This is a genomic window from Faecalispora sporosphaeroides DSM 1294 (assembly GCA_000383295.1).
In the GTDB taxonomy this organism is placed as follows: Bacteria; Bacillota; Clostridia; order Oscillospirales; family Acutalibacteraceae; genus Faecalispora; species Faecalispora sporosphaeroides.
On the sequence record KB911067.1, the window covers coordinates 348,973 to 374,547 of the forward strand.

Sequence of the window (25,575 nt, forward strand, 5' to 3'; positions counted from 1 at the left end):
TTTACTCCGCGGCCCGCCGCAGCGCGACGGTACAGAGCATCCCGCCGGCATCCAGTCCATACTCCACGCTCCACACCCTGAGTCCCGCCGCCCTGCCAAGCAATCTGTCACCGATCTCCGCGTTTCTTCCCGGCTGCACATCGGGCCAGCCGGGCAAGACCAGCGTATATTCCAGCGACTTCTGCCGCGCGTTTGCAAGAACCTGCCTCGCGCCGGCCGCCGGGGAAGCACTCAGGCAGCGCCTGCGGCGAATGCCGTCGCGCAGCGCCTGTTCGTCCGTGAGTGAAACGGTATAGCGCCCATCCCTGGCCGAGCGAGCCAGAAGCTCGCTGATTCTCTCATATTCCCTGCACGTTCTGGTCAGGGAAAGATACGTCAGCCCCCGCACGGAATCTCCAAACCAAAGTATTCCACTCTCTTCCGCTCCGCCGACCGTCAACTCGCCCCCAGTCTGCAAAGCGGGGGATGTACTCCACGCACGGCGGCAAAAGCTTTCGAGCACCTGCCATTCGCTCATGCCCTTTGTCACCGTAAACTCCCCGATTTTTTCCGCTCCGCCCGGCACCCGGTATCGCATAAATCCGTACGGCGCGGCATGGCGGGCAAACACGGCAGAAAAAGGCGGAGAGTAATACGTCTGCGGCAGCGCCTCATTGTCGAGCAGCAGCGCCGCAAGGCTCCGTCCCTCCACGCGCAAAAAGGCTCCTTTGGGTGAAATCTTCTCCTGCAGAACATCCACGGGGCCAAAAAACACAAGCCTATCCCCGTCCAACACCCGCAGACGGTACAGCGGGGGCAAAGCGCTCCATGGGAATTCCCCCACCAGCTCGTCCGCGGGAGCGCCCGCGCCCCGGCTGATGTGAACAGACAGCGGCACGCCGAGGGAATATACCGTTCCCTGCGCCGTGATTCCCTCAAACTTCACGGGATCATCACCTTTTCACCCTCACGCAGGTAGTTCGGCCAGCGGATTGCCGGATTTTTCTCCAGCAGCTGCTGCACGGTAACCGAATACAGCGCGGCGATCCGCCACAGATCGTCGCCCTCGCGGCATTCGTATACCTGCCCGGAGAGCAGGTTCCCGGCAGCTTCCGCCGCGCCGTCCTCCCAGAACACAAAACGGTAGCGTACAAGGTCCGGCTCGGGGCTGCCGATCAGCTCGAGCGTGACAAAGCGCGCGGGGAACGGCGGAACATTCGGCAGGGTCAGCACGGCCCGTTCCGTTTTTTCCAGCTCTCCATACAGCTTTTGGAACTGCCCGATGCAGTCCCCGCCGTAGAATTCGCCCTCGCCCTCCACCACGCGCTTCTGCACGCCGTAATCCTGCAAAATGCTCCCGGCAAACGGCGCCTGCAGCTCCCGCACCGCTCTGCGGCAGCTCACCGTCAAACGCTCAGGGTTATGCGGCCAGACGTAATTGCCGTATTTCATTGGCTGCAGCTTCATACCGGCTCCTCCTCCGCAATCGGGCGGGGATAGCGCCGGTAATCCCGCTCCAGCGCGCGGCTGATCCGTTCGGCCTGCTCTTTTTCCTGTACAGCGGAAATACTCCCGGCAACGCCTTCGATTTCGTTCATACCGGCTCCTCCTCTCTGCTTCTCTTCCGCGCGGTCATCACAGCATGCTCCGCCAAAAAGCCGTCTCCGGCGTCCGCCCGCTCCGTCAGCTCCTGCCACTCGCAGCCGCTGTATACGGTGCGTACGCCGTCCTGCACGGTGACAAGGCGAAAGTCGCTCATCTCCCAAAGGGACGAGCGGCCGATCTGCCCCGGCACACTCAGCTGAGAAAGCTCCAGGCGATACGAGGGGGAGCGCTCCAGCCAGGCCACCGCCTCCACCTCGCCAAACGCGCGGATTGCCCTGCGCTCTTTGACGCACACACATTTTACAGCGCTTGCGCAAGCAACCCTCTCGCCGTTCAGCTCAATGGATACGCTCTGACGCTTCGGCACCAAAAGCTCCATGTTATCCCCCGCTTTCCCGGCAGTATGCCGTCATGCCCACCTCGGCGCTCATCCGGAACGCTTCGGCGGCTTCGGAATACTCCACCTTCCCGCACGAGATGGTCTGCAGGCACAGCCCGTTTTCCCCGAACAGCAGCGCGTCACTGATGCGCGAAAAAGCGTCCACACACGCGGCGCCGCCCATCGCCCGCGGGGCGGAAATCCAGATGCCGACGGTCAGCTCCGCCCGGCGCAGCGATTCATCCAGCGAGGCCGGGACAAACCGCACCGGCAGGATTTTCAACACGGCGCTGACACCGTCCGACTTTCCCCGCCTGTTTTCCCACGCCGCCGAAAACCGGATATCCCGAAGGGATTCCTTTTCCTGCAGCTGGAGCAGCAGCTCCCGCTCCAGCAAATCAAATTCCGCCATCTGCTTCCTCCCCCGGCAGCTCCCGCAGAACCGCCCATACATATAAAGCCCGGTTGCCCGCCACAAAGTTTTGCGCGCGGATAACCTGGTATTCCCTTCCCGCGCAGCGCAGCACCGCGCCGCTCATCTGGTCCAGCCGACAGTCGGGCGGGCCGATATAAAAGAAATGGGAATTGTCAAAGTACCCCTCCGGCATCCACGCGTCGTCGGGGTAAACCTTGTTTTTATAGTTCATCGCCTGAATCATCGCCCGCACGGTCACGGGGCTTTCTCCCGGAACCGTCACTATTGTATCGCTGCCATACCGCTCCAGCATCCGCCGGAGGAACCCCGCCCGGGTCATGAGCGCACCTGCCTGAAATAAAATTCCTCGTCGCGCAGGTAAGGGGCGGCGGCGCGGCGCGCCTCCAGCCAAAACCGGCGGGCCGCTTCCATTCCGGCGGCGCTTTTCGTCACGCGAACATCCCCGGCGGCAAAATTGCTCTCCGGCGTGCTGGACTGCGCCGTGCAGAAGCGGTAAAAGGCCAGGGCGGCGGCAGCGGCGTTCAGCAGCGCCGTCCCGCCCTCCGCTCCGGTGAGCACACGGGCGCTCAATTCCTGCATGGCCTCCTCACACAGCCCCTGCCAGGGCTGCGCTTCCTCCGGGGAAAGCCCCGAAAGGCAAAGAAATCGTTCCAGAATCGCCTGCGGATTCATCGGCTTTCCCTCCCTTTCTTTTATTCTCCGGTATAGCTGACAGCGCGGCACGCGCCGGCAAAGATCTTCGCGAACCCGGCGATCACGCTGATGGAGGCGCGCTCGAGCTGGCGGTCGATCAGCTTGTCGGAATCGGTCAGCACATCGCCGGCCTGCACCATTTCCAGCGCGCAGTTCTTGTCGAGGCCGATCAGGCGGCTGCCGGAAAGCGACGGCACATGCAGCAGCTTTGCACCGAGCGGTGTGGCCAGCCTGCCGGTACCCTGAAAATCGAGCCCCGCCGCGGAATCCTGAAACTCCTTCAGGTTCAGAATATCCTCCACCGCCGGGGTAGAGGCCAGAATGGTGTTCAGCTCGTAGGGCTGCAGTGCGCTCCACAGGCTGACCATGTTTTGATACGAAAGTGCGCCGGTCACATCCGTTGCCGGGGCGGGGTTGTCGTTTCCGTCGCCGTCAAGCAGTACGTTCACCGCGTCGTCGAGCTGCGCGCGGGCGATATATGCACCGATCTGCCGCAGCGTAACGGTAAACAGGTCCAGCTTCTGAAAGCGCAGCGCTTCATACGACGCCACAAGCATGCGCCCGCGCTTGTGCAGGCGCACCAGATTTTCCTGTGTTTTGACCACCGTGCGGGGAATCTCCGCACCCTCCGCCACCGGCAGAAGCTCCTTGTCCTGCGGCAGGGGATCGGAGGTGATCGTGCGGTAATCCATCGAGTTGATTTTCGTCACCGTCGCCACAATGCCGGGCAGCAAATCGGCCCGCTCTATTCCCTGACGCACCGCGCGCGAAACATATTCGGGGAACAGTGCCGCGCTGTCGCTGGTCTGAAAGAATTTTTCCACCGGGTCGGAGCCGGTGCCGCCCACGCGGATGTCAAAGCGCTTGAGCTGGCGCTGGTAGGCGTCCAGCCCCGCCAGCGGAGTGCCCTCGTAATTCGCGGAGGGATCCAGCTCCTCCAGCGTCCGGGTAAAACCTTTTCCCGCCGTGTACATACCCTTTTCCAGTTTAAGCGTGTCATAAAAAGCCATGAGTTCTCCTCCTTCTTCGTTACAGAATCACGCCGCATACTGCGGCGGAAGCGTCCACGTCCACAACCAGAACCGATCTTCCGGCCGCGTCCGCCTTGATCTTGCCCGCGCCGTCGCCCGCCAGCGTCTGGTAGCCGACCACCGGGGTCGTGCCCGTGTAGGGCAGCCGCACATACCCGGCCAGCTGCACGGCGGCAAATCCGTCACGCACATTCACTGCGGCGCCGCAGAATGCCTTTCCCGCGGCGCAGGGCGCCACCGTTCCGTTCGCGCTCATCATCACCGGCATTCCGGCCAGAACGCCTTCCGCCGTCTCAAAGGTAACGAGCTTTTCCCCATACCCGCCAAATGCTACTTTCATGCTCTTTCCTCCCATTTTTATAGATTTCCTCTCTTCCATCAAACCGGGAATCGCTATCCCTAAATCCGGAACACGTCGTTCCCACTGTCCGCCGCCGGATGCTCCGGCATGAGCTGTGGGCGAAGCGGCAGGATGCCCTCCGCCTGCTGGTTGAGCGCTTTTTCCAGCGCGAGCAAATCCTCCAGCGGCATACTCTGCGCCGCGCGGCCCATCACCTCCGCCGGGATTCCCGCTTTGCCGAGCGCGCACAGCCGCACCACGTTTTTGCTCACGCTTTCGCGGTACTGCCTGCCGCTCTCCGCCAAGGCCTCCAGCCGCTCCAGCTGTTTTTCAAGCTCCTCAGCCTGTGCGGCGGTCAGCATTACCGGCTCCCCAGCGCGCAGCGACTTCCTGATTTCCACCATGGCTTCCTTTTCCTCCTTCTTGGGCCCAAAGGCCTTGATCACCCCGGCCGCCCGTTGGGCGGGCACCGCCACAAACGACCATTCGTAGGCGTCCGCCGGCTCGTCGAGCACGGTGCAGCAGATTTTCTTCTGCCCCGCGCCGCCATAGCCGCGCCCCTTCACATGCCCGCACGCCTGCTTTATTTTGTCCGCTCCGCAGACGGAGCAGGTGGACTTGCCCACCGCGCAGCCCACGCTGACCTCCTTTTTGATTCCCGATTCCAGTTCCAGAATCAAATCGGCGTTCTTCTCCGATTTCGGCAGATAGGCTCTTGCCACCAGCCGGGTGTACGGCTCGCCCGCCTGTGTCGTTTTCTGCGGATCGGTTTCCACATGGGTCGAAAAAATCCGGGCGGTCTGGTCGCCGCTTTTCATACTGTGGTCAAACAGCCCGGTTTTGCCGAGGAACAGCTCCCCCAGCCGGTGCAGCGCCGGGATTGTGAAACGCTCAAAATCGCGGTCGATCTCGTTGTCGCACAGCACCACCGAAAATACATACAGCTCTTCGGGTGAAAATTCCCGCCGGGTGTAGCGGCCGATCTGCCGAAGCTCCTCCGGTGAAGCCGCGCTCTGCGCGCTTTTGATCACATAGCCCTCTCTCATGCTCTCCCCTCCTTTTCCTTCTGAACCTCCCATTCCAGCTTGGCCGCCTGCGCGTTTTTGAGCCGGGCTCCCGACAAATCCACCGTATCCTGCAAACTGATGTCCTCCCAAACAATCTCCATCCGCTCGGAGTATCCGTTCAGCAAAAGCCATATTCTGCAGATTTTCTCAATCACCGGCTCCAGCATGCGGCGATAGCTTTCCAGCTCGCTGGTGAGCAGGTCGGCCTGCTGGGATGACATCCGCTCGGTCGACGACCACGAAAGCCCCAGCAAAAACGGCGGCACCCCCAGCTTCGCCACAATCTGCTCCAAAAGCTGGCGCACGGGGATATCACTGTCCAGAATCTGATTGTCCGCGCCGATCACCCGAATGCTCACGTCGCCCACGGCGACAAAATCGCTCACCCCGGCCCCCGACTGCATCGCGCGGCTCCACTGATCGGCAATCTGCCGGGCGCGCTCGGCGCCGTAGGCCCGATCCCCGTCGCCGGAGGGCTTGTAGGTCACCGCAAAACGGGTATTCCCCACACGGTCCCAGTTGACGCCGATCGTATGGTAAATTTTCATCAGAACCTCCCCTAAAAAGGGGAGCCCACGCAGAATCGATACGCCGCGCACCTCCCCCGGCTCGGGATTCAGCGCGGACAGCAGCACCAGATTGGGGTGTTTCACCGGCACGGCTTCTCCCGACGGCCCGCGCACGCACAGCTGCACCTCCAGCGGATTTTCTCCCCGGCGCAGTTCCAGGTGCTCCAGCCGGGCATTGTAAAGCCCCGCGATCCCGTCGGCGTCGGCGCTCAGGAGGATCTCCCCGACAGCGGTGCCGTACATCAGCAGCTGGTCGAGGTAGGTGCACAAAAAGCTCTGGATTCCCGCCTGCGCCGCCCCCACCGGCACACGCCTCAAAAATTCCGCCAAACCCCGCCGCGCGGCGGCGTCCGGGCATTCCACCTGAAAAGCGCCGATCAGCCGCACCGTCTTTTCCAGCGCGGCGGAAATGATCGGCACCGACTCCCGCAGCGCGCCGTACAGCCGTTGCTCTCCGCCCGCGAGCGGCGCGCTGCGGTTCCATTCCCAGCCCGCCTGCCACCCGGAGCGCGGGCCTGTCTGCATGGCGGAAACAGCAGGCGGGCCTTTCTTCGTTTTAAACCAACCCATCATACTCTCCTGTCCGGCGCGGCGCGGCCACCGCAAAGCAGCCACCCGCGTCCTGCTGTAATATGGTCGCGGTAAAATACCGGATGTCGTCCATCGCGTGGTCGTTTTCCTTGATCGGCGCGTCGCGTGCGGAATCGGAGCTCCACCGGTACAGCGCGAATTCCCGTATCGCGTCGTCGCAGGTGTCGCAGATGCGAAGCTGTCCGGCCTTAAGTGCTGCCGCCACCTGGCGGATTCCATCCAGCACATCGTTTTTGGCCGGGATCACCCGAAACTCCCCGTGGCGGCGGATCACCGCCATAAAGCTCGCGGCGGAGGGGTCGGCCACCACGCACTCAATTTTTCTGCCTCCCGCTAGCCGGCACAGCCCCGCGTAGTGTTCCTCGTCCGTGCGCTGCATTCCCTCCCGGCGAGAATCGTAGTAATATTCCGCAATCCGGTACCAGCAGCTGTTCTGCCTGCCCCACAGCCCGAAGGAGGAGGGGTTGACCGTGCCATAATCGCACGAAATCACATGGCGTTCCAGCGCTCCCTGCGGCACGGGGCAAAACTGCTCCCGCGTCATAAAGGGGTATACCAGCCCCTCGGCGGCCACCCACTCCCCCAGCACAAAGCGCCGGTAAAACACACCGGAATACAGCCCCCGGTAGCGCTCGAGCATCGCCTGAGACAGCGACGGATTGTCCTGCATTTGAAAATGCAGGTACAGCGCGTTCTTCTTCTCGGCGTTCTGAATCCACTCGCGGTAAAACCAGTGCTGGGGGTGCTCCGGGTTGCAGTCGAACCAAAAGGTCGAGCCCTCCACCGAGCAGCGGGCCAGCGCCTGCTCCACAAACGAGCGGGGCATCAGGGCCACCTCGTCGAACAGCACGCCTGCAAGCGTCATGCCCTGAATCAGCGCGGAGGAGGATTCATCCTTGCCGCCGAACAGGTAAAATCGGTTTTCGCGCCTGCCTGCCGAGATGGTCAGCAGATTTTCCGAAAGCTTCAGGGTACATTCAAAGCCGTTTTCCCGCAGCACCGGCAGCAAGGGAACCACCAGATTCCGCCGCAGGGAGCGAATGGTTTTTCCGCACAGCGCAAACGACTGGCCGTCAAACCGGTAAAACGCCCACGCAATAAAGGAAATGCCGAGGCAAAGCGTCTTGCCGCTGCGCACCGCGCCGTCGCAGATCACCGCGCTGTAATCCTCAAACGGGCTGCCCCTGCACCACCAGCTCAGCGCCTGAAGCTGCTTTTTTGAAAAAGGGTGAAATTCCAAGCTCAGTCCCCCTCCGGCGAATCCGGCTCAAAGCTGCGCACGCTCTGTTCAAGCGCACGGTAAAAGCCGCCCGGGCCCTCCCCGCGCTCCTCATTCATCTGCTCCAAGCATTGCAGCGCCTTAATGCGGTCAAAAAACTTGATTTCCATCCCGCCGCCCTTCGGGCGCTTGATTTCCGCCACGTTGAACAAATCCATCCCGCGAATCTCCAGCTGATCCGGGTTGTCGCAGAACATCAGCCGCACGGCGTCCGCAACCCCGCCAAACGCCAGCTTATCGTAGCCGCGCATGATTTTTCGCTTTGCCTTATTTGGGTCCGTCATACGCCCTCCTTCCCCAATTACAGTCCGATCGGTCTGCTTTGCAGCATCGTTTCCCACCGTTCTTCCCAGCCGGTCTCCTTTTCGCCGTTCTTTGCGGCGTCCAACAAATCCGTTTCGATTTTTGTCGGGATCAGCAGGTTCTGACTCTCCGGGACAAAAGAAAAAAACTTTCTCCCGAAAGAGAAAGCCCTTAAAAATATTTTCTGTTTTTCTGCAAAACAGGGAAAAAAGGGACGAAAAATGTAAAAATAAGTGCAATATATACTTTACGTATAACTCGGTTCGCTTTCCTAGAAAAAACACTTGACTTTTTCACACAATCGCGTCATACTGTGTATATAGTATATATACAGTATTCAGAAAGGAGAGCGCCGTGGATATTTTCATCAGCAACTCAGACAGCAGGCCAATCTACGAACAGATCACCCGCCAAATCAAGAATCAGATCATCAGCGGCAAGCTGAAAGAGGGCGACGCTCTGCCGTCGATGCGCGTGCTGGCCAGGGAACTGCAGATCAGCGTGATCACCACGAAGCGAGCCTACGAAGACCTGGAGCGCGACGGCTTCCTGATCACCCGGGCGGGCAAAGGCAGTTTTGTCGCGGCACGCAACGTTTCGGCAATTCAGGAGGAGCACCTGCGCCAAATCCGGGAGCTGATCTCGCAGGCTGTGCGGCTGGCACAGGCCGGCTCTATTCCCCTCGAGCAGCTTTCTGAACTTCTCACTCAACTTTATAAAGGAGAATCGATATGAAGAATTTACTGGAAGTACGCGGCCTGACGAAGCGTTTTCCCTCCTTTGCCTTACAGGATATCAGCTTTTCTGTTGCCGGCGGCAGCATCATGGGGCTGGTGGGCGAAAACGGCGCCGGCAAAACCACCACCATTAAACTGATCTTAAACGAGCTCAAGCCCGGCAGCGGCGAAATTTTCGTGTTTGGTCTGAACGCGCAGAAGGAGGAGCGCAAAGTCAAAGAACAAATCGGCGTGGTATTCGACGACTGCTATTTTCCCGGGGAGTTTCATTCTAGGCACATCAGCTCCCTGCTGAGCAGGTTCTTTCCAAACTGGGATGAGCCGCTGTATCAGCGCTATCTGGAGGAATTCAGTCTCCCGCGCGATCAGCTGATCAAGGATTTTTCCAAGGGAATGCGGATGAAGCTGTCGATTGCCGCCGCGCTGGCTCACCACCCCCGCCTTCTGATTCTGGACGAAGCCACCAGCGGGCTCGACCCTGTTATGCGCAGTGAGATTCTCGACCTGCTTCTGGAATTCATTCAGGATGAGGAACATGCCGTGCTCTTCTCGTCGCACATCACCGCCGATCTGGAACGCGTCGCGGATTATATCACCTTCATCCACGAGGGCAAGGTTTTGCTGAGCGGCTCAAAGGACGAAATTCTGGATTCTTACGGCGTGGTCAAATGCGGCGCGGAGGAATTTGCGCACCTGCCGGAGTGCGACTATCTGCGCAGCCGGAAGAATTCCTTTGGCTGCGAAGCGCTGGTCAAAGACCGGCCGGCATTCGCCAAGCGCCACCCCGGGCTGATGGTAGACCCGGCCGGAATCGACGACATTATGGTATTTTACGGAAGGGAGCAAAAACGATGAAAGGCTTATTGATGAAAGACCTCATGATCTCCAAACGAAGCCTGCTGGCTTTCAGCGCGATTCTTCTGCTGCTGTTTTTCATCTCATTGGCAACGCATTCTGATTATTCCCTCCTCGGCAATGGGACGCTGTCCTTCCTGTCCATTTATTTCACAGTATTTCTGTCTATCAGTCTGTTCGCATATGACGAAGCCTGCAAATGGAATCTCTACGCACTTTCCTTACCAGTCAGCAAACGGCTGTTGGTGCTCGGCAGATACGTTTACTTATTGTTGGCAATCCTTGCAGCCACTTGCATTTCTTTCGCATTCTCGGCTGCTGCGGGCAATTTGTTCCATGCGGAAATCATTCTTCAAATTTCAAGTTCCATTGGGATGTCGCTCGTTCTAATCGGCATTCTGGTTCCGCTGATGTACCGCTTTGGCACCCAAACCGCGCGGATCTTGCTGATGGGCGTTTTTTTGCTTGTCTTTCTGCTGATCTATCTTCTGCAAAAATTCCCCTTCACTGTCTCCGGGCCGGGTGATCTGTCTATTGTTTTTCTGGTAACGGCAGCCTGGGGGGCCTCTCTCCTCCTGCTCTTTTTGTCCTATCTCATCTCCTGTAAGATCATGGAGAAAAAAGATATCCAGTAATCTCTCCTGCAAACTCATCGAGACAAGTGACGTCATTTAATCCAAAAATCTTCCTTTTCAGAAACAAATTTTTTCTGTAAAAAAAATCAATTTGCTGATAACCGGCCCGGATCAAAAGCGATTCGGGCCGATTTTTTGTTACATTGCACCTCACTTTTATCCATTGTTGTAAGCCCTTCCAAAAATAAGGGCATTTTTTTGTCGGCCACTTTTCCCGTTCCAGATTGACAGAATTCGGCAAGTCTTATATAATTATTCCAGTCATATTTTGGAAAATAAGAACAATAAATTTCGTTTTTTTGAGACTAATGCCGAATTGATTTGCGGCTGAGATAAAAATTGTTGTTTTGGAGGGCTTCCCATGAAAAATCTATCCATTCCCAAAAAACTGACGGTTAGCTTTGCCTTTGTAGTTGTATTGTTTAGTGTGATGGTGGCCTGTATCATCATGCTCGGCATGAAATCGATTGCAAATTCTCTGAACAGCTTCTATCAGGGACCGTATCAAACCGTGACCGCTGCGGAAGATCTGAATAAAACCCTCAACACGCAGCAGAAATATTTGCTGATGTATTTGACAACCGAGGATAAGAACTCCACTGTCGGGTATCAGTCCGAACTGAGAAGACTGGATCTTGCCATGCAGTCCGACATTGCCATCTTGAGAAACAATCTTACCTTACAGGAGAATCAGGATAAGCTGAATCTGCTGACCGCCAACTCAACCACCCTGAAAAAGCTGAGTGATCAGCTGCAGAACATGTACGCCCGGGGAGAAGTGGAATCCGCAAAAAAGCTGTACTACTCCGATTTTATTACGATTGCCAACGCATCCCAAACTCTCTCTTCCACACTCAGCTCCTCCTCCAAATCCGCAGCGAACCAATTTTATATCAGCGCTTCCAAAACAGAAAAGCAAACCTACCAGATCGTCGCTGTTTTCAGCACAGCCATACTTATTTTTGTCATTCTGATCTGCGTCTATATTGTCCGCATCATTACCAAACCGATCAAACAGATCGAGGCCGCCATGCTCCGCTTCGCTCAGGGCGAGCTGGATATCGACGTTCCCTACACCTCAAAGGATGAGCTGGGAGTTCTGGCGGAGGGGATGCGCACCGTATCCGCAAATCTCAAGGCCTACGTTGACAATATCTCATATGTGCTTGGCGCCATTTCCAAGGGCGACGTGACCGTGACTGTCGATGTCGATTACCAAAACGACTTTGCGCCGATCAAAGAGGCTCTGGTCTCTATTCTGGATTCCCTGAACAGCACCCTTTCGCAGATTCAGGTTGCCGCCGGCCAGGTTTCTACCGGAGCCGAGCAGGTATCCATAGGGGCGCAGACTTTGTCGCAGGGGGCAACGGAGCAGGCCAGCTCAATTGAAGAGCTCGCCGCCACCCTCAGCGAGATCTCCGATAAGGTGAAGGCCAACTCCTCAAACGCGCAGGCCGCCAACACCAATGCGGAGGAAACGACCCGCGTCATTCAGGACGGCGACGCGCTGATGCAGCAGCTGGTGGGGGCGATGTCCGAAATGGAAAAAACTTCTGCCGAAATCAATAAGATCATTAAAACGATTAACGATATTGCCTTCCAGACAAATATTCTGGCCCTGAACGCGGCGGTGGAGGCTGCCCGGGCCGGCTCCGCGGGGAGAGGCTTCTCCGTGGTGGCGGAGGAAGTGCGGAATCTGGCGGGCAAAAGCGCCCAGGCCGCCGACAGCACCACCTCTCTGGTCGAAAACACCCTTTCCGCCATTCAAAACAGTACCAAGCTGGTAGACAAGGTTCGCAAGTCCCTTGACGAGATTGCAAAAAAATCCTCCGACGTCACCGTTCTGATTCAGGATATCGCGGTCTCTTCCCAGGAGCAGACCAGCGCCATCGATCAGGTGAACGAAGGCGTCAACCTGATTTCCGGCGTTGTGCAGACCAACTCCGCCACCGCGGAAGAAAGCGCGGCCGCCAGTGAGGAACTCTCCGGTCAGGCAGAAATCATGCTTGGTCTGGTCAACGTGTTCCGGCTCAGGGGAGGCGCCGCCGGCGAACCCGTGCAGATCTCCGACCTTCCAAAGGCTCCCGGTGGCACCGATTTTCCACTGTTCTCCCATGAACCTGAGCTTTTCCCGGAGGAAGAATCTGCGGAGCTTGCGCCGATGCTGTAAAGCAAAAAGACAAACCGCTCCCATGCATCCTCCTGATGATAACTCATAAAAAGGGAGCGCGCCGGATCGAAACAGTTCGATCCGGCGCGCTCCCTTTTCGGGCTTTTAATACCGGTTTTATTTTACGCTCTGCTGCGTTTCGCCGTTGTCGGCCAGCAGCGTGGCGGTCACTTCAAAGGTCTTGCCCGGCTGGCCGATCGCACCCGGCCGGTAAAGCGTCATTTTCATTTTATCCCCCGGTTTGTGCAGGCCCAGCTTTTGGTACAGCTCCGTCATGGTCGAAATCGGCGTACCGTCCACCTTCGTAATAATGTCGTTCACTTTCGCCTCTGTCCCCTGGAACGCACTCTCGGAATCGATGGAGGCGATGATCACGCCCTGCGGCCAGCCCATCTGCTGCTGTAAGCTGGAGACCTGATTCGCGCCGATGCCCAAACGGGCCCGCCCGGACACATACCCGCTCCGGATCAAATCGTCCACAATGCTTTTGGCGCGAGCAATCGGGATGGAAAAGCCCATTCCCTCGTAGCCCTCCGCCACCAGCTTCGAGGTATTCACACCAACCACCTGTCCATACAGGTTCAGCAGCGCACCGCCGGAAGCCCCGGGGCTGATCGCCGTGTCGGTCTGAATGTACGTCATGTTCGCCTTGTCGCTGTACCCCACCGAACGGTTCAGGCCAGAAACAACGCCGCGGGTCAGCGAACTGGCAAAGGTCATGCCGCCCGGGTTGCCGATCGCCAGCACCCAGTCGCCTACCGCCAGCGAATCCGAGTTCCCAAAAGCGGCCACAGGCAGATTTTTCGCGTCGATTTTCAGTACCGCCAGATCGGTCGTCTTATCAAAGCCGACCACCGCCGCGTTGTACTGGCTGTTGTCGTGCAGAATCACGCGCAGCATCGAATGGCTTTTGGAGTCGTTGATCACATGGGAGTTCGTGATGATATAGCCGTCCGAACGGCAGATGATCCCCGAGCCGGAGCTGGTACCGCTCTGCGTTTCGCAGACCACGCCAATAATGGAGGGCGATACCCGCGCGTAAATCGCCTTCGCGGTGCTCTCCCCGCCCGAGGGCACGGACACAATCGCCAGCCCCGCAAATTTGGAATCGGCCAGCTTACCGGCGGGCGCAGGCTCTGCGTTTTCCGCCCCCTGCGAAGGCTCCGCGGATTCCGGCGGCACCTCGGAAGGCCCTTGCGGCGGCTGCGACGAAGAAGAACCGTTTCTCTCCGGCGAAAGCGCCGTATAGACGCTGAAGCTGAAAAATCCAAGCACAAAGACAGCGGTCAACGTCACGATTGCGCCGAAAAACAGGCGGTAGCCCCTGCTCTTCGGCGGTTTCGGGGTATATTCCGGCTGATAAAACGGCCCGCCGCCCTGCCCGTAAGGCGCATACACCCGTGGTGGCTGATAGCCAAACGGCGTCTGCCGCCCCTGCTGCGAACCGGACGGATTCCCATACGGCGGGTAGGCCGGGTAGCCCGGGTACTGCTGCCACCCGTTTTGCGGATATCCGTACGGCCCCTGCGGCGGCTGGCCCGGCGCGGGGTTCTGCCGCTCTCCGCTCTGCGGGGGGCCATAGGGGTCATACGGCTGTCCCGCCCGCCGCGCGGCGGGATTCTCCTGTTCCTGCGCGGGGTATTCCTGCGGCTGATCCTGAGCTTTGGCTTCGGCGCCCGCAGTCTCCTCCCGCGCATCTTCCGGCGCTCTTTCTGCGGAGGAACTCCCGTTCTCCGGCTGTTCCTGGGGTGGTTTCTCCGCGTTTCGCTCCGGCGTATCCGAACCGGAACCTGCATCCGGCTCTCCGGCAGAACTATCGCCGGGCCCCGGCGAATCTGTCCGCTGCAATTCCGGCATGCCGCCCGGCGGGGGAGCCTTTTGCTCTTCGGCCGCACCTTCGGAGTGCGTCTCCTTTTGCAGGAAGAATTCCTCCAACGTATCCGGCCAGGGCTTTTGGGTTTTCTCCGCCTCGTCGGCTTCTCCCTGCCCATCGGGTCTTTTCCACTGAAAATCGTCCATGCTCATCCCCCCGTAAAATGGGTTACCCCTTCGGCTCCTTTTTCTCTTTTGAAAGCTCCTTAAACGGCGCATCCTCAGCCTCGGCCTTGATCTGCTTTTCCTTGTTTTTCGGCAGCCAGAACTGGAATTCACAGTATTCGTTCTCCACGCTCGAAACCGTGATCTCGCCGCCGTGCAGCCCGATGATGGTGCGCACGATATACAGGCCAAGCCCCATCCCGTTTTTATCGTAGCTTCTCGACTTATCCGTTTTGTAGAAACGCTCGAAAATCATGTCGACCTCATCGGGCGGAATTCCCGCGCCGCTGTTCTTCACGCGCACGACGTCGCGGTCAGCCTTATCCTCCACATGAATCTCGATGTACCCGCCCTCGTTGGTAAACTTTACGGCATTCTCAATCAAATTATACATCACCTGATGAATCATATCCGGGTCGCCGTCCACAAACAGGCTTTCCGCGTCCTCCAGCCCGCGCACCTCCAGGTGCTTGTCCTCGATCGCCTTTTCAAACGAAAGCAGGGCCGAAAGAATGGTATTCGTCAAATCAAAGCGCCCGGGCCGCAGCTTCAGCTCACCGTTGTCAATGCGCGAAAGGTCGAGCATGGTGCGCACCAGCCGCGAAAGGCGTTTGACCTCGGTGGAAACAATCTTCAGGTATTTTTCCTGCTGCTCCGGCGGAATCGTCCCATCCAATATGCCGTCGATGAACCCGGCAATGGTCGTCATCGGCGTTTTCAGCTCGTGCGATACGTTGGCGATAAAATTGCGGCGCACCGTTTCACCGGAGGCCAGCGAAGCCGCCATGTTGTTGAACGCCAGCGCCAGTTGGCCGATTTCGTCGTTGCTCGTCACCGGAACGCGCACCGAAAAATTTCCTTCGCCAAAGCTGTGCGCCGCCAGCGACATTTCATGCAGAGGCCGCACCAGCCGGTACGAAAACAGCCACACCATAATAAACGACAGCATAAACACCGCCGCCGCCGCGATCAGGAACATCCGCAGCGCTTCGGTGCGGTACACCTGCAGGGAATAGATGCTGGAGGCGGTGAACACCGCTCCAATCGTCACGGTGGCGCCGTTGTCGCTCAGCACCTGAATGGGCACACCCACAATGTAGTGGGGCTGCTGGTAAATGCCCTTGAGGGTGCCGGTGCCCATATAGCCGCCGCCGATCACCTGTTTCATGATGTCTGCGCTCACGGCGCCGGCGCCCACCTCTCCGCTGCCGGTATAAGCCGAAAGAAGCCGCGCTCCGTTTTTATCTGTTACAAAAATGTCCGCGTCAATATTCACCGAAAACGCGGAGATAAACGCCTGCATGCGTTTGCCGTCCACCATGTATTGGTCGTTCTGAATCATGATCACGCTTTCCGACGCCACGGCGGCAACGCCCTGGGCATTTTTGCTGAGCAGCTCCCGCTTTTCGTCCTGCCAGTAGCGCGAAATGAAGGTGATCATCACCACCCCCAGAAAGATAAAGCTGACAAAAATAATCATCAGTGTGATGCGCAGATACTTTTTAAACAGAGTTTTTTTCACTCCGCGAGACGCCCCTTCTCCATTTCAATCCATCTTCCCGCACGGGGAGCAAAAGATAGTCTTGCCGCCGGGAAATCCGGTGCCGCTTATTCCTTGACCTCGAATTTATACCCCACGCCCCAAACGGTTTTCAGGGCCCATTTTTCCGAAACACCCTCCAGCTTTTCGCGCAGGCGCTTTACGTGCACGTCTACCGTGCGGGAATCGCCGTAATAGTCGAAGCCCCACACCTCGTCAAGCAGCTGGTCGCGGGTAAACACACGGTTCGGGTTGCTGGCCAGGTGATAAATCAGTTCCATCTCCTTGGGGGGCGTGTCCACCTGAACGCCGTTCACGCGCAGCTCGTAGTTCGTCAGGTTGATCGAAAGCTTATCGAACTTCACTTCCTTAATCAGCTCGTCGCCGTTCTTGCCCACGCGGCGCAGCACCGCCTTAATGCGGGCCACAACCTCCTTGGCCTCAAAGGGCTTTACCACATAGTCGTCCGCCCCCAGCTCCAAGCCGAGCACCTTGTCGAACACCTCACCCTTCGCCGTGAGCATAATGATCGGGCACTGCGATTTCTTGCGGATCTCACGGCAAACCTGCCACCCGTCGAGCTCCGGCAGCATAATGTCCAGAAGGATCAGATCCGGGTTCTCCGCGTCGAACAGATCCACCGCTCTTTTGCCGTCATTGGCGATCGCCACATGAAAGCCTTCCTTTTCCAGATACAGCCGCAGCAGCTCGCAGATGTTCTGGTCATCGTCGACTACCATAATTTTTCCTGCCGCCATAGTATTCTACTCCTTCCGTCCTGTTTGTATGAGCCTTCAAAATCATTACCGCGGCATTTTCATGGCCGTGGGGGGTGCAAAGCGCCGCCGAAAAGCAGCCTCAAAATCGCCGCGCCGCATACCGCGGCTTCATCTCGATTCGCCGCGCATGATCGCCGCAAACACTTTTGCAGTTATTATACCAGATTATTATACTAAAATGGGCGATAAAAAGGATGAATATTTTTTAAAGCTTTCGCCCGGCGGCATGCGCCCTGCGGGCCTTTGCAGCCCTTTTCCGCCCGGGCGCCGCAATTGCCCGCTTTCTTTTCCGTTTCTGCCATGTTACAAATTCATTGATAACTGAAATGGGCAGGGAACCGCCCCTCTTCCCGCCCGCCTTCGTTAAAACGGAAGAACGCCGGCTATTTTCAGGCGGTATATATTATATCAGGAAATATACTTGCAGGATACGCTGTACAATGGTACACTGTAATGTATGGCTCGCAGGAGGGATTCCCAAAATGAATAAACTCACAAAACTGTGGAGATTTCTCACATCGCCGGAGATGCTTTCCTACCTGGTGTTCGGCGTTCTCACAACGCTGATCAACATTTTGCTGGCCGGCCTTTTGTACGACGTTCTGCACTGGAACCTGTACGTGGCCAATACGCTGGCCTGGGTCGCTTCCGTCGCGTTTGCCTTTTTCACCAATAAGCTGTTCGTGTTCCAAAGCAAAAGCATGGCCCCCGCGGTACTGCTGCGGGAAGCAATGTCTTTTCTGGGGGCACGCCTGTTTTCACTGGGGGTAGATACCCTCGGCATGGGGCTTTTGGTGGATTTACTTCACTGGAACTTCTGGGTGGCCAAAATCCTGATGAACGTGATTGTGGTCATTCTGAATTACATTTTCAGCAAGCTGCTGATCTTCAACCAGAAAAAATAAAGGGGCGCAGCCAGCGTCCCGAAATTGGAGGATGAAACATGCTTAAGAACAGCGAAAAAACGATGGACAAAATTGTCAGTCTGTGTAAAAACCGGGGATTTGTCTATTCCGGCTCCGAGATTTACGGCGGACTCTCCAACACCTGGGACTACGGCCCGCTGGGAGTGGAATTTAAAAATAATGTAAAAGCGGCATGGCGGAAAAAGTTCGTGCAGGAGAGCCCCTACAATGTAGGGCTCGATTCCGCGATTCTGATGAACCCGCAGGTATGGGTTGCCTCCGGCCACGTAGGCGGCTTCTCCGACCCGCTGATGGACTGCCGCGACTGCCACACCCGCCACCGCGCGGACAAGCTGATTGAAGAGGCCGGCGGCGACGCAAACGGCATGACCTTCGAGCAGATGGCCGACTATATTCAGGAGCACGGCATCGCCTGCCCCGACTGCGGCTCGAAGAATTTTACCGACATCCGCAAGTTCAACCTGATGTTTAAAACCTTTCAGGGAGTCACCGAGGACGCGAAGAACGAAATCTTCCTGCGCCCCGAAACCGCTCAGGGTATTTTCGTCAACTTTGTGAATATCCAGCGCACCACCCGCCGCAAGATTCCGTTCGGCGTGGCGCAGATCGGCAAATCCTTCCGCAACGAAATCACCCCCGGCAACTTTACGTTCCGCACCCGTGAGTTCGAGCAGATGGAGCTGGAGTTCTTCTGCAAGCCCGACACCGACCTCGACTGGTTCTATTACTGGAAAGACTACTGCAAGAACTGGCTCCTGAACCTTGGCCTGAACGAAGAGAACCTGCGCCTGCGCGACCACGAGAAGGAGGAGCTTTCCTTCTACTCCAAGGCCACAACAGACATCGAGTTCCTGTTCCCGTTCGGCTGGGGCGAGCTGTGGGGAATCGCAGACCGCACCGACTACGATTTAAAGCAGCACCAGAACCATTCCGGCAAGGCACTGGATTACTTTGACCCCGAAAGCAACGAGCGCTATATCCCCTACGTCATTGAGCCGTCCCTCGGCGCGGACCGCGTTGCGCTGGCCTTTTTGTGCGACGCGTACGACGAGGAGGAGCTCGGCGAGAACGACAGCCGCATCGTCATGCACCTGCATCCGGCGCTTGCGCCGTACAAGGCGGCCATCCTGCCCCTCTCCAAAAAACTGAACGAAAAGGCGCAGGAGGTTTACGCAAAGCTCGCCAAACACTTTATGGTCGATTACGACGACGCCGGCTCCATCGGCAAGCGCTACCGCCGTCAAGACGAAATCGGCACCCCGTTCTGCCTGACCTACGATTTCGAGAGCGAAACCGACGGCTGCGTCACCATCCGCGACCGCGACACCATGCAGCAGGAGCGCGTCTCCATCGACAAGCTGATCGAGTATCTCGAAGCAAAGATCGAATTCTGATTTTATTTTTGATCCATTGCAAATAAAACGCTAAAAACAGGCTCCGGCAAGTTCGTTGAGAACAAACCGGAGCCTGTTTTTTCTATCGATCGCCGCTTCAGAGCAGCCCCTTCACATATTCCACCAGGGGAGCAATCGACGCCTCGTCGATAAAGTTCACGGATTTCCCATACGTTTCCAGCATCAGCCGGTCCTCGTCCGTTCGATCTTCCGGTGCTTTTGAATCGACCGACATTTTCTTCATCATGGCCATCATGCCCCGGTGAATCGGCCCCAGCCTGCCGTAATCCATCGCGCCGCGCAGATGGAACACCTTGAGCGTTTCTCTTTGCTCCGGGGAGAAATTCCGGTTCAGAATGTCCGAATAATCCGTGACCTCCGGGTTTGCCAGCCCCACCGTAAATATCACCAGCGCGGGGCAGGGGTGCTTTGCCACCAAGTCCACGCCGGCGATGCCGCCGGCATACAGCCCCCCGCCATACACAACCACATCGTATTTTCGCAGATCTGCCGGCGAAACGGCAGAACGCTCCAGAAGCTCCGCTCCCAGATCCCGGGCAATCCACTGCGCGTACTGCCTGGTCGAACCGTATTTTGACTGATAGATCACCGCAATGCGCTTCACATTTGCTCCTCCATTCTCTGTTATCCAATCACCATGCCGCCGTTCACGCCGAGCACCTGACCGGTGATAAAGTCCGACCGGCTGTCCGCCAGAAAGAGCACGGCCTCCGCAATATCACGGCAGGTGCCGAGCATGCCGAGCGGCGTTTCTTCACAGAGCTGCTCGAGCGTTTCCTCCGAAAGCGCGCCGTTCATCTCGGTGTCGATCACCCCGGGGGCCACGCAGTTCACCTGAATCCCCGACGGCCCGACCTCTTTCGCCAGAGCGCGCGTCATGCCGATCACCGCGGCCTTGGCGGCGGAGTAGTGCACCTCGCACGAGCCGCCGATCTGCCCCCACATGGAAGAAACGTTGATGATCTTCCCGCTGTGGCGGCGGATCATCCCCTGCAGCGCTCGGCGGCTGCAATAGAACGCGCCGTCCACATGCACCGCGAACATCCTGCGCCAGTCCTCGTCCGTCAGGTCGGTAAACAGCTTCTGCTGCGCGATTCCGGCATTGTTCACCAGCACGTCGATTCCGCCGAAGCGAGCTTCTGCCTCGTCGAACATCCGCTCCACCTGCCGCCGGTCGGCAACATCGGCGCGAACAGGCAGAATCCGCTCCCCCGCAGCGATGCCGAGCTGCCGTTCCAGCAATTCCGCCAGCTCCCGCGCCCGCCGTTCACTGGTGTTGTAATTCAGCGCCACCTGGTACCCCGCAAGGGCAAAGCGGCGCGCAATCTCGCTGCCAATGCCCCGCGAAGCCCCGGTGATCAAAACTGTTTTGCGCTGTTCCAAGCTCATTCCTCCCAAACCGCGTCCTGTTCCATATTCCCGGTCAGCAGCATCAGCGCCGAAAGCGCCGCCACCGGGGCTGTTTCCGTGCGAAAAATCCGCGGGCCCAGCGTGGCCACCTGCGCGCCGTTTTCCCGAGCCAGTTCCACCTCATCCTGCGCAAAGCCGCCCTCCGGCCCAATGAACAGAGAAATCCGCTTCTCGTTTTCCAGCCCCAGGCTGCGCAGGCTCTGCCCGCCGCCCTCGTAAAAGAGCAGCAGCCTGCCGCCCTCCGCCGCGGCATACTCCACCGCTTTCGCATACGGCGCAATCTCCGCAACCTCCGGCACGATTCCCCGGCCGGACTGCTTGGCCGCCTCCAGAGCGATCTTCTGCCAGCGCTCCGTCTTTTTCCGCGCCGCTTTTTCGTCCGGGCGGGACACACACCGCGCGCTGAGCACCGGCACCACACGGCAGGCGCCGCACTCTGCCGCCTTCTGCACCACAGAATCCATCTTGTCCGCCTTCGGCAAAGACTGATACACCGTCACAAAAGCAGAGGGCTCGCTGATGCTTTTCGCCTGCTCCAGCACGCGCACCTGCGCGCGGTTTGAATCCGTTTGCAGCAGCACGCAGCGGTAGTCCGTGCCGTGCCCGTCGCACAGGGTCAGCGTCTCTCCCTCCCGCATCCGCAGGGATTTGACGATGTGCGCCCCGTTTTCCCTATCCACCCAGGGCTCATCCCCCGGCGCGCAGGGAAAATCGATAAAAAATCTCGGCATGCAATCTCACTCTTTCCGGCCGGCGGCCTGTTCTCATCATTCGCTTTATTATATTCCAGACAAAAAGGGAAAGTCAATCCTGAGACGGATTGAAAAGCATTCTTCTCTTTTGCGTAGGAAAATGACTCGTTTTAGATTCTAAAAATGAAAAAAGCAGCTTCTTTCCATATCATCAAAACTTGCTCTCTATTTTCCTGCAATCCTTAAGCTTTCTTATCGTTTTACCCCAAAAAGGAATCCCCCGCCGGGCCCGGCGGGGGATTCTGCTTGCACCGCAGGCATAAGCCACGGCAGTTCTTTTATTCTGTTCAACGAAAACGAGATTATTCCTTCGCTCTCGCTTCCAAATCTTCGTAAGCCTTCTTCGCGTCATCCTCGGCTTTCTCGAACAGCTTCTCCGCACGATCGGGGAACGCACGGGTCAGCGAGCTGTAACGAACCTCGCCCAGAATAAAGTCACGGTAGCTGTCTGTGGGAGCCTTGCTGTCCAGCTGGAAGGGATTCTTGCCCTCGTCTGCACGGCGGGGGTCGAAACGGTAGTTGTGCCAGTAACCGGAGGCAACCGCTTTCTTCTCTTCCGCCTGCGCAACGGTCATGCCGCCCTTAATTCCGTGGTTGATGCAGGGAGAATATGCGATGATGAGGGACGGGCCGTTGTAGCTCTCCGCCTCGTGGAAGGCCTTCAGGCACTGGTTGTAATCCGCGCCCATTGCGACATGAGCAACGTATACATAACCGTAGGTCATGGCGATTCCGGCCAGATCCTTCTTCTTGATTGCCTTGCCGGTCGCCGCAAACTGCGCCACAGAGCCGGTAGGAGTCGATTTGGACGCCTGTCCGCCGGTGTTGGAGTACACCTCGGTATCGAACACCAGAATGTTCACGTTCTCGCCGGAAGCGATTACATGATCCAGTCCGCCAAAGCCGATGTCGTACGCCCAGCCGTCGCCGCCGAAGATCCACATGGATTTCTTCGCGAGGTAGTCTCTGTCGTCCAGAATCAGGCCTGCCAGTCTTGCGAGCTCGCCGCCCTGCTGCTGGGCCTTCTCCAGCTCTGCCAGCAGAGCATCCGAAGCCTTCTTGTTTTCACCGCTGCTCGACAGGGTATCGATATATTTCCGGCAAGCTTCCTTCAGCTCTGCAGAAGCCTCATTCAGCGCCAGAATATTCTCAACATAATCGATCAGGCGGTTGCGAACGGCCTTCTGGCCCAGGGCCATGCCAAAGCCGAACTCGGCGTTGTCCTCAAACAGGGAGTTCGCCCATGCGGGGCCGCGGCCATTGCGGTTCACGGTATAGGGAGTCGCAGGTGCGGAACCACCCCAGATGGAGGAGCAGCCGGTTGCATTCGCGATAAACATTCTGTCGCCGAACAGCTGGGTCGCCAGCTTGGCATAAGGAGTTTCGCCGCAACCCGCGCAGGCGCCGGAGAATTCCAGCAGCGGCTGGCGGAACTGGCTGCCCTTTACGGTGGTTTCCTTAAATTTCTCAAGCACTTCCGGCTTTTCGGGGAGGGTTCTGCCGTATTCAAATACTTCCTCGCCGGCCAGTTGTGTGTCAATGGGCTTGAGAACCAGCGCCTTGTTGCCCTTCATGCCCGGGCAAACCTGCGCGCAGGAGCCGCAGCCGGTGCAGTCGAGGGTGGAAACGGCGATGGTGAACTTCAGGCCCGGCAGGCCGTTCAGGTCTTTGGACTTGGTCTGCGCGGGAGCGTTCGCGAGCTCTTCGGGAGTCATAACGATCGGACGAATGACCGCGTGCGGACATACATAGGAGCAGAAGTTGCACTGAATGCAGTTTTCGGGCTGCCACTCGGGAACATCCACGGCGATGCCGCGCTTCTCATAGGCAGAGCTGCCCTGCGGCACGGTGCCGTCCGCATAATCCTTAAAGGTAGAAACCGTCAGCTTGCTGCCGCGGAACGAGTTGACCGGGTCAAGAACATTCTTCACATAGTTGACCAGCTCAGGGCGATCGCCCTTGATTACCTTCTCGGTCTCGGTATCGGGAGCGTTCTTCCAGCTCTCGGGAACCTGAACCTCAACAAAACCGTCCACACCGCGGTCAATCGCCGCATGGTTCATCGCGACAACCTTGTCGCCCTTTTTGCTGTAAGACTTGGTGGCGGCGGCCTTCATAAATTCCACAGCCTGCTCAATCGGAATGATGTTTGCGATCTTGAAGAACGCGGCCTGCAAAATGGTGTTGATGCGTCCGCCAAGGCCCAGCTCTTTGCCGATCTTGATACCGTCAATGGTGTAGAAATGGATGTCGTTCTGCGCGATGTATCTCTTCATCTTGCCGGGCAGACGGCGCTCGAGCTCTTCCAGATCCCACGGGCAGTTCAGCAGGAAGCTGCCGCCTTTTTTCAGATCCTCCACGATGTCGTACTTGTCAATATAGGAGGGGTTGTGGCAGGCGACAAAATCGGCCTGAGAAATATAGTAGGTGGATTTGATCGGCTTGTCGCCAAAACGCAGGTGAGATACGGTCAGGCCGCCGGATTTTTTGGAATCGTAGTCAAAATAGCCCTGCGCGAACATGTCGGTGTGGTCACCGATGATTTTGATGGAGTTCTTGTTTGCGCCAACGGTGCCGTCCGCGCCAAGACCCCAGAATTTGCAGGAGTGAGTTCCCTTGGGAACCGTGTTCACGCGCTCCGTAACGGGCAGGGACAGGTGTGTCAGGTCATCCACAATGCCGATGGTGAAGCGCTTCTTCGGAGCTTCCGCCTGCATGTTGCGGTATACGGCAATCACGTCATCGGGGGTGGTGTCCTTGGAGCCGAGTCCATAGCGGCCGGTGTATACGGGCACATCCGAGAAATCGCTGTCGGCCAGAGCGGCCAGAACATCCAGGAACAAGGGCTCGCCGATGGAGCCGGGCTCCTTGGTTCTGTCGAGAACGGAAATCTTCTTCACGGTCTTCGGCAGCACGTCGAGCAGGTACTTCGCAACAAAGGGGCGGTACAGGTGAACCTTCACCAAACCAACCTTCTCGCCGGCGGCGTTCAGGTAATCGATGACCTCTTCGGTGCAGTCGCAAACGGAGCCCATGGCCACGATCACACGGTCGGCCTCGGGGTGTCCGTAGTAGTTAAAGGGCTTATAGTCTGTACCGATCTTCGCGTTGACCTGATTCATGTAGTCAATCACGATCCCGGGTATGGCGTCATAATAAGGGTTGCTGGCTTCTCTCGCCTGGAAGAAGATATCGCCGTTCTGGGCGCTGCCGCGCAGTACGGGATGCTCCGGGTTCAGCGCGCGGCGGCGGAACGAGGCCACGGCGTCTTTATCGAGCATATCGTCCAGATCCTTGTAATCCCACACAGAAACCTTCTGAACCTCGTGAGAAGTGCGGAAGCCGTCGAAGAAATGGAGGAACGGAACTCTGCCGCGGATGGCGGCCAGATGCGCAACCGCGCCCAAATCCATAACCTCCTGCGGGTTATTGGAACACAACATGGCGAAACCGGTCTGGCGACAGGCATAAATGTCGGAATGATCGCCAAAGATAGAAAGTGCATGAGTTGCAAGAGCACGCGCAGAAACATGAATTACCGCGGGCAGCAGCTCGCCGGCCATCTTGTACATGTTCGGAATCATCAGAAGCAGGCCCTGAGAAGCGGTATAGGTAGTCGTCAGCGCGCCTGCCGCCAAAGAGCCGTGCACCGCACCGGCCGCACCAGCCTCAGACTGCATCTCCGTAACCTGAACCTCTCTGCCGAACAGATTTTTCAGTCCATTTGCGGCATACTTGTCCGTTTCATCCGCCATCACAGAGGAAGGCGTGATCGGATAGATGGCAGCTACGTCTGTAAACGCATAAGATACATGCGCCGCAGCGGTATTGCCGTCTATGGTTTTTGTTTTTCTTGCCATGTAATAATTTCCTCCTTTAAGGATACAGAATTAGGAAGCGAGCGTATCAGTTTGCACAGCCCTATACCTTTCTGTGCCTTTGTTTATTCTAACATTTTTTCAATATAGTGTAAAGGCTGAGGGGTTCAAATTTTGGCTTTTCAGTGTATTTTTCGAAAAAGCAATTAAAGCAACTTTTTGGCTCAAA

26 protein-coding genes are annotated in these 25,575 nt (G+C 57.6%); 6 read left to right on the forward strand and 20 right to left on the reverse strand.

Going from position 1 to position 25,575, the window contains the following annotated elements:
- Nucleotide 1: 1 nt before the first annotated feature.
- Genes G340_RS0105255 through G340_RS0105315 form a run of 13 tightly spaced genes read right to left on the reverse strand, consistent with a single transcriptional unit; the run spans nucleotide 2 to nucleotide 8,253 of the window.
- On the reverse strand, nucleotides 2-925 hold the full coding sequence (locus G340_RS0105255; protein ID WP_020072612.1) for a hypothetical protein: 924 nt from the start codon (nucleotides 923-925) through the stop codon (nucleotides 2-4).
- Entirely contained in the window at nucleotides 922-1,446 is a 525-nt protein-coding gene (locus tag G340_RS0105260; protein WP_020072613.1) for a LysM peptidoglycan-binding domain-containing protein, read from the reverse strand. Before G340_RS0105260 ends, G340_RS0105255 begins: the two co-directional genes overlap by 4 nt.
- Nucleotides 1,443-1,577 (reverse strand): hypothetical protein, encoded by a 135-nt coding sequence (locus G340_RS18405; RefSeq protein ID WP_020072614.1) that lies wholly within the window; start codon nucleotides 1,575-1,577, stop codon nucleotides 1,443-1,445. Before G340_RS18405 ends, G340_RS0105260 begins: the two co-directional genes overlap by 4 nt.
- A complete protein-coding gene (locus tag G340_RS0105270) occupies nucleotides 1,574-1,963 on the reverse strand; it encodes a hypothetical protein (protein ID WP_020072615.1) in 390 nt (129 codons plus the stop codon). Before G340_RS0105270 ends, G340_RS18405 begins: the two co-directional genes overlap by 4 nt.
- A gap of 1 nt (nucleotide 1,964) precedes the next feature.
- Nucleotides 1,965-2,375 (reverse strand): hypothetical protein, encoded by a 411-nt coding sequence (locus G340_RS0105275; RefSeq protein ID WP_020072616.1) that lies wholly within the window; start codon nucleotides 2,373-2,375, stop codon nucleotides 1,965-1,967.
- The gene (locus G340_RS0105280; RefSeq protein ID WP_020072617.1) at nucleotides 2,362-2,718 is read right to left on the reverse strand and encodes a hypothetical protein; all 357 of its coding nucleotides are present in this window, start codon (nucleotides 2,716-2,718) and stop codon (nucleotides 2,362-2,364) included. Before G340_RS0105280 ends, G340_RS0105275 begins: the two co-directional genes overlap by 14 nt.
- Entirely contained in the window at nucleotides 2,715-3,071 is a 357-nt protein-coding gene (locus tag G340_RS0105285) for a hypothetical protein (RefSeq protein ID WP_020072618.1), read from the reverse strand. The genes G340_RS0105280 and G340_RS0105285 overlap by 4 nt, the downstream gene beginning before the upstream one ends.
- Nucleotides 3,072-3,091: 20 nt before the next feature.
- On the reverse strand, nucleotides 3,092-4,102 hold the full coding sequence (locus G340_RS0105290) for a phage major capsid protein (RefSeq protein ID WP_020072619.1): 1,011 nt from the start codon (nucleotides 4,100-4,102) through the stop codon (nucleotides 3,092-3,094).
- A gap of 19 nt (nucleotides 4,103-4,121) precedes the next feature.
- Nucleotides 4,122-4,463 (reverse strand): hypothetical protein, encoded by a 342-nt coding sequence (locus G340_RS0105295; RefSeq protein WP_020072620.1) that lies wholly within the window; start codon nucleotides 4,461-4,463, stop codon nucleotides 4,122-4,124.
- A gap of 59 nt (nucleotides 4,464-4,522) precedes the next feature.
- A complete protein-coding gene (locus tag G340_RS0105300) occupies nucleotides 4,523-5,509 on the reverse strand; it encodes a hypothetical protein (protein WP_020072621.1) in 987 nt (328 codons plus the stop codon).
- Entirely contained in the window at nucleotides 5,506-6,669 is a 1,164-nt protein-coding gene (locus G340_RS0105305; RefSeq protein ID WP_020072622.1) for a hypothetical protein, read from the reverse strand. Before G340_RS0105305 ends, G340_RS0105300 begins: the two co-directional genes overlap by 4 nt.
- The gene (locus G340_RS0105310) at nucleotides 6,656-7,930 is read right to left on the reverse strand and encodes a PBSX family phage terminase large subunit (RefSeq protein ID WP_020072623.1); all 1,275 of its coding nucleotides are present in this window, start codon (nucleotides 7,928-7,930) and stop codon (nucleotides 6,656-6,658) included. Before G340_RS0105310 ends, G340_RS0105305 begins: the two co-directional genes overlap by 14 nt.
- 2 nt (nucleotides 7,931-7,932) lie before the next feature.
- Nucleotides 7,933-8,253: a hypothetical protein gene (locus G340_RS0105315; RefSeq protein ID WP_020072624.1), complete on the reverse strand. Its 321-nt coding sequence runs from the start codon at nucleotides 8,251-8,253 to the stop codon at nucleotides 7,933-7,935.
- A gap of 373 nt (nucleotides 8,254-8,626) precedes the next feature.
- Between G340_RS0105315 and G340_RS0105320 the strand changes: the two genes are divergently transcribed.
- The 4 genes from G340_RS0105320 (at nucleotide 8,627) to G340_RS0105335 (ending at nucleotide 12,669) form a co-directional block, all read left to right on the forward strand.
- Nucleotides 8,627-9,007: a GntR family transcriptional regulator gene (locus G340_RS0105320; RefSeq protein WP_020072625.1), complete on the forward strand. Its 381-nt coding sequence runs from the start codon at nucleotides 8,627-8,629 to the stop codon at nucleotides 9,005-9,007.
- A complete protein-coding gene (locus tag G340_RS0105325; RefSeq protein ID WP_020072626.1) occupies nucleotides 9,004-9,864 on the forward strand; it encodes an ABC transporter ATP-binding protein in 861 nt (286 codons plus the stop codon). The genes G340_RS0105320 and G340_RS0105325 overlap by 4 nt, the downstream gene beginning before the upstream one ends.
- On the forward strand, nucleotides 9,861-10,499 hold the full coding sequence (locus tag G340_RS0105330) for an ABC-2 transporter permease (protein WP_020072627.1): 639 nt from the start codon (nucleotides 9,861-9,863) through the stop codon (nucleotides 10,497-10,499). Before G340_RS0105325 ends, G340_RS0105330 begins: the two co-directional genes overlap by 4 nt.
- A 361-nt stretch (nucleotides 10,500-10,860) precedes the next feature.
- Nucleotides 10,861-12,669 (forward strand): methyl-accepting chemotaxis protein, encoded by a 1,809-nt coding sequence (locus G340_RS0105335; RefSeq protein WP_020072628.1) that lies wholly within the window; start codon nucleotides 10,861-10,863, stop codon nucleotides 12,667-12,669.
- Between the two features lie 117 nt (nucleotides 12,670-12,786).
- On the opposite strand, the gene G340_RS0105340 is transcribed toward G340_RS0105335, so the two are convergent.
- The 3 genes from G340_RS0105340 to G340_RS0105350 all read right to left on the reverse strand — a co-directional run bounded on the left by G340_RS0105340 (nucleotide 12,787) and on the right by G340_RS0105350 (nucleotide 17,004).
- A complete protein-coding gene (locus tag G340_RS0105340; protein ID WP_020072629.1) occupies nucleotides 12,787-14,688 on the reverse strand; it encodes a trypsin-like peptidase domain-containing protein in 1,902 nt (633 codons plus the stop codon).
- Between the two features lie 22 nt (nucleotides 14,689-14,710).
- Nucleotides 14,711-16,228 (reverse strand): HAMP domain-containing sensor histidine kinase, encoded by a 1,518-nt coding sequence (locus tag G340_RS0105345; RefSeq protein ID WP_020072630.1) that lies wholly within the window; start codon nucleotides 16,226-16,228, stop codon nucleotides 14,711-14,713.
- An 86-nt stretch (nucleotides 16,229-16,314) separates the two neighbouring features.
- Nucleotides 16,315-17,004 (reverse strand): response regulator transcription factor, encoded by a 690-nt coding sequence (locus tag G340_RS0105350; RefSeq protein ID WP_009063327.1) that lies wholly within the window; start codon nucleotides 17,002-17,004, stop codon nucleotides 16,315-16,317.
- A gap of 503 nt (nucleotides 17,005-17,507) precedes the next feature.
- Between G340_RS0105350 and G340_RS0105360 the strand changes: the two genes are divergently transcribed.
- Both G340_RS0105360 and G340_RS0105365 read left to right on the forward strand, forming a co-directional pair.
- On the forward strand, nucleotides 17,508-17,930 hold the full coding sequence (locus tag G340_RS0105360; protein WP_020072632.1) for a GtrA family protein: 423 nt from the start codon (nucleotides 17,508-17,510) through the stop codon (nucleotides 17,928-17,930).
- A gap of 38 nt (nucleotides 17,931-17,968) precedes the next feature.
- Complete coding sequence (locus G340_RS0105365; protein ID WP_020072633.1) at nucleotides 17,969-19,345, forward strand: glycine--tRNA ligase; 1,377 nt, start codon at nucleotides 17,969-17,971, stop codon at nucleotides 19,343-19,345.
- Nucleotides 19,346-19,442: 97 nt separating this feature from the next.
- On the opposite strand, the gene G340_RS0105370 is transcribed toward G340_RS0105365, so the two are convergent.
- The 4 genes from G340_RS0105370 to nifJ all read right to left on the reverse strand — a co-directional run bounded on the left by G340_RS0105370 (nucleotide 19,443) and on the right by nifJ (nucleotide 25,388).
- Nucleotides 19,443-19,970: a flavodoxin domain-containing protein gene (locus tag G340_RS0105370; RefSeq protein WP_020072634.1), complete on the reverse strand. Its 528-nt coding sequence runs from the start codon at nucleotides 19,968-19,970 to the stop codon at nucleotides 19,443-19,445.
- A gap of 20 nt (nucleotides 19,971-19,990) precedes the next feature.
- Nucleotides 19,991-20,749 (reverse strand): elongation factor P 5-aminopentanone reductase, encoded by a 759-nt coding sequence (gene ymfI, locus G340_RS0105375; protein WP_020072635.1) that lies wholly within the window; start codon nucleotides 20,747-20,749, stop codon nucleotides 19,991-19,993.
- A gap of 2 nt (nucleotides 20,750-20,751) precedes the next feature.
- A complete protein-coding gene (locus G340_RS0105380; RefSeq protein ID WP_020072636.1) occupies nucleotides 20,752-21,507 on the reverse strand; it encodes a 16S rRNA (uracil(1498)-N(3))-methyltransferase in 756 nt (251 codons plus the stop codon).
- Between the two features lie 323 nt (nucleotides 21,508-21,830).
- Entirely contained in the window at nucleotides 21,831-25,388 is a 3,558-nt protein-coding gene (gene nifJ, locus G340_RS0105385; protein ID WP_020072637.1) for a pyruvate:ferredoxin (flavodoxin) oxidoreductase, read from the reverse strand.
- Nucleotides 25,389-25,575 lie beyond the last annotated feature (187 nt).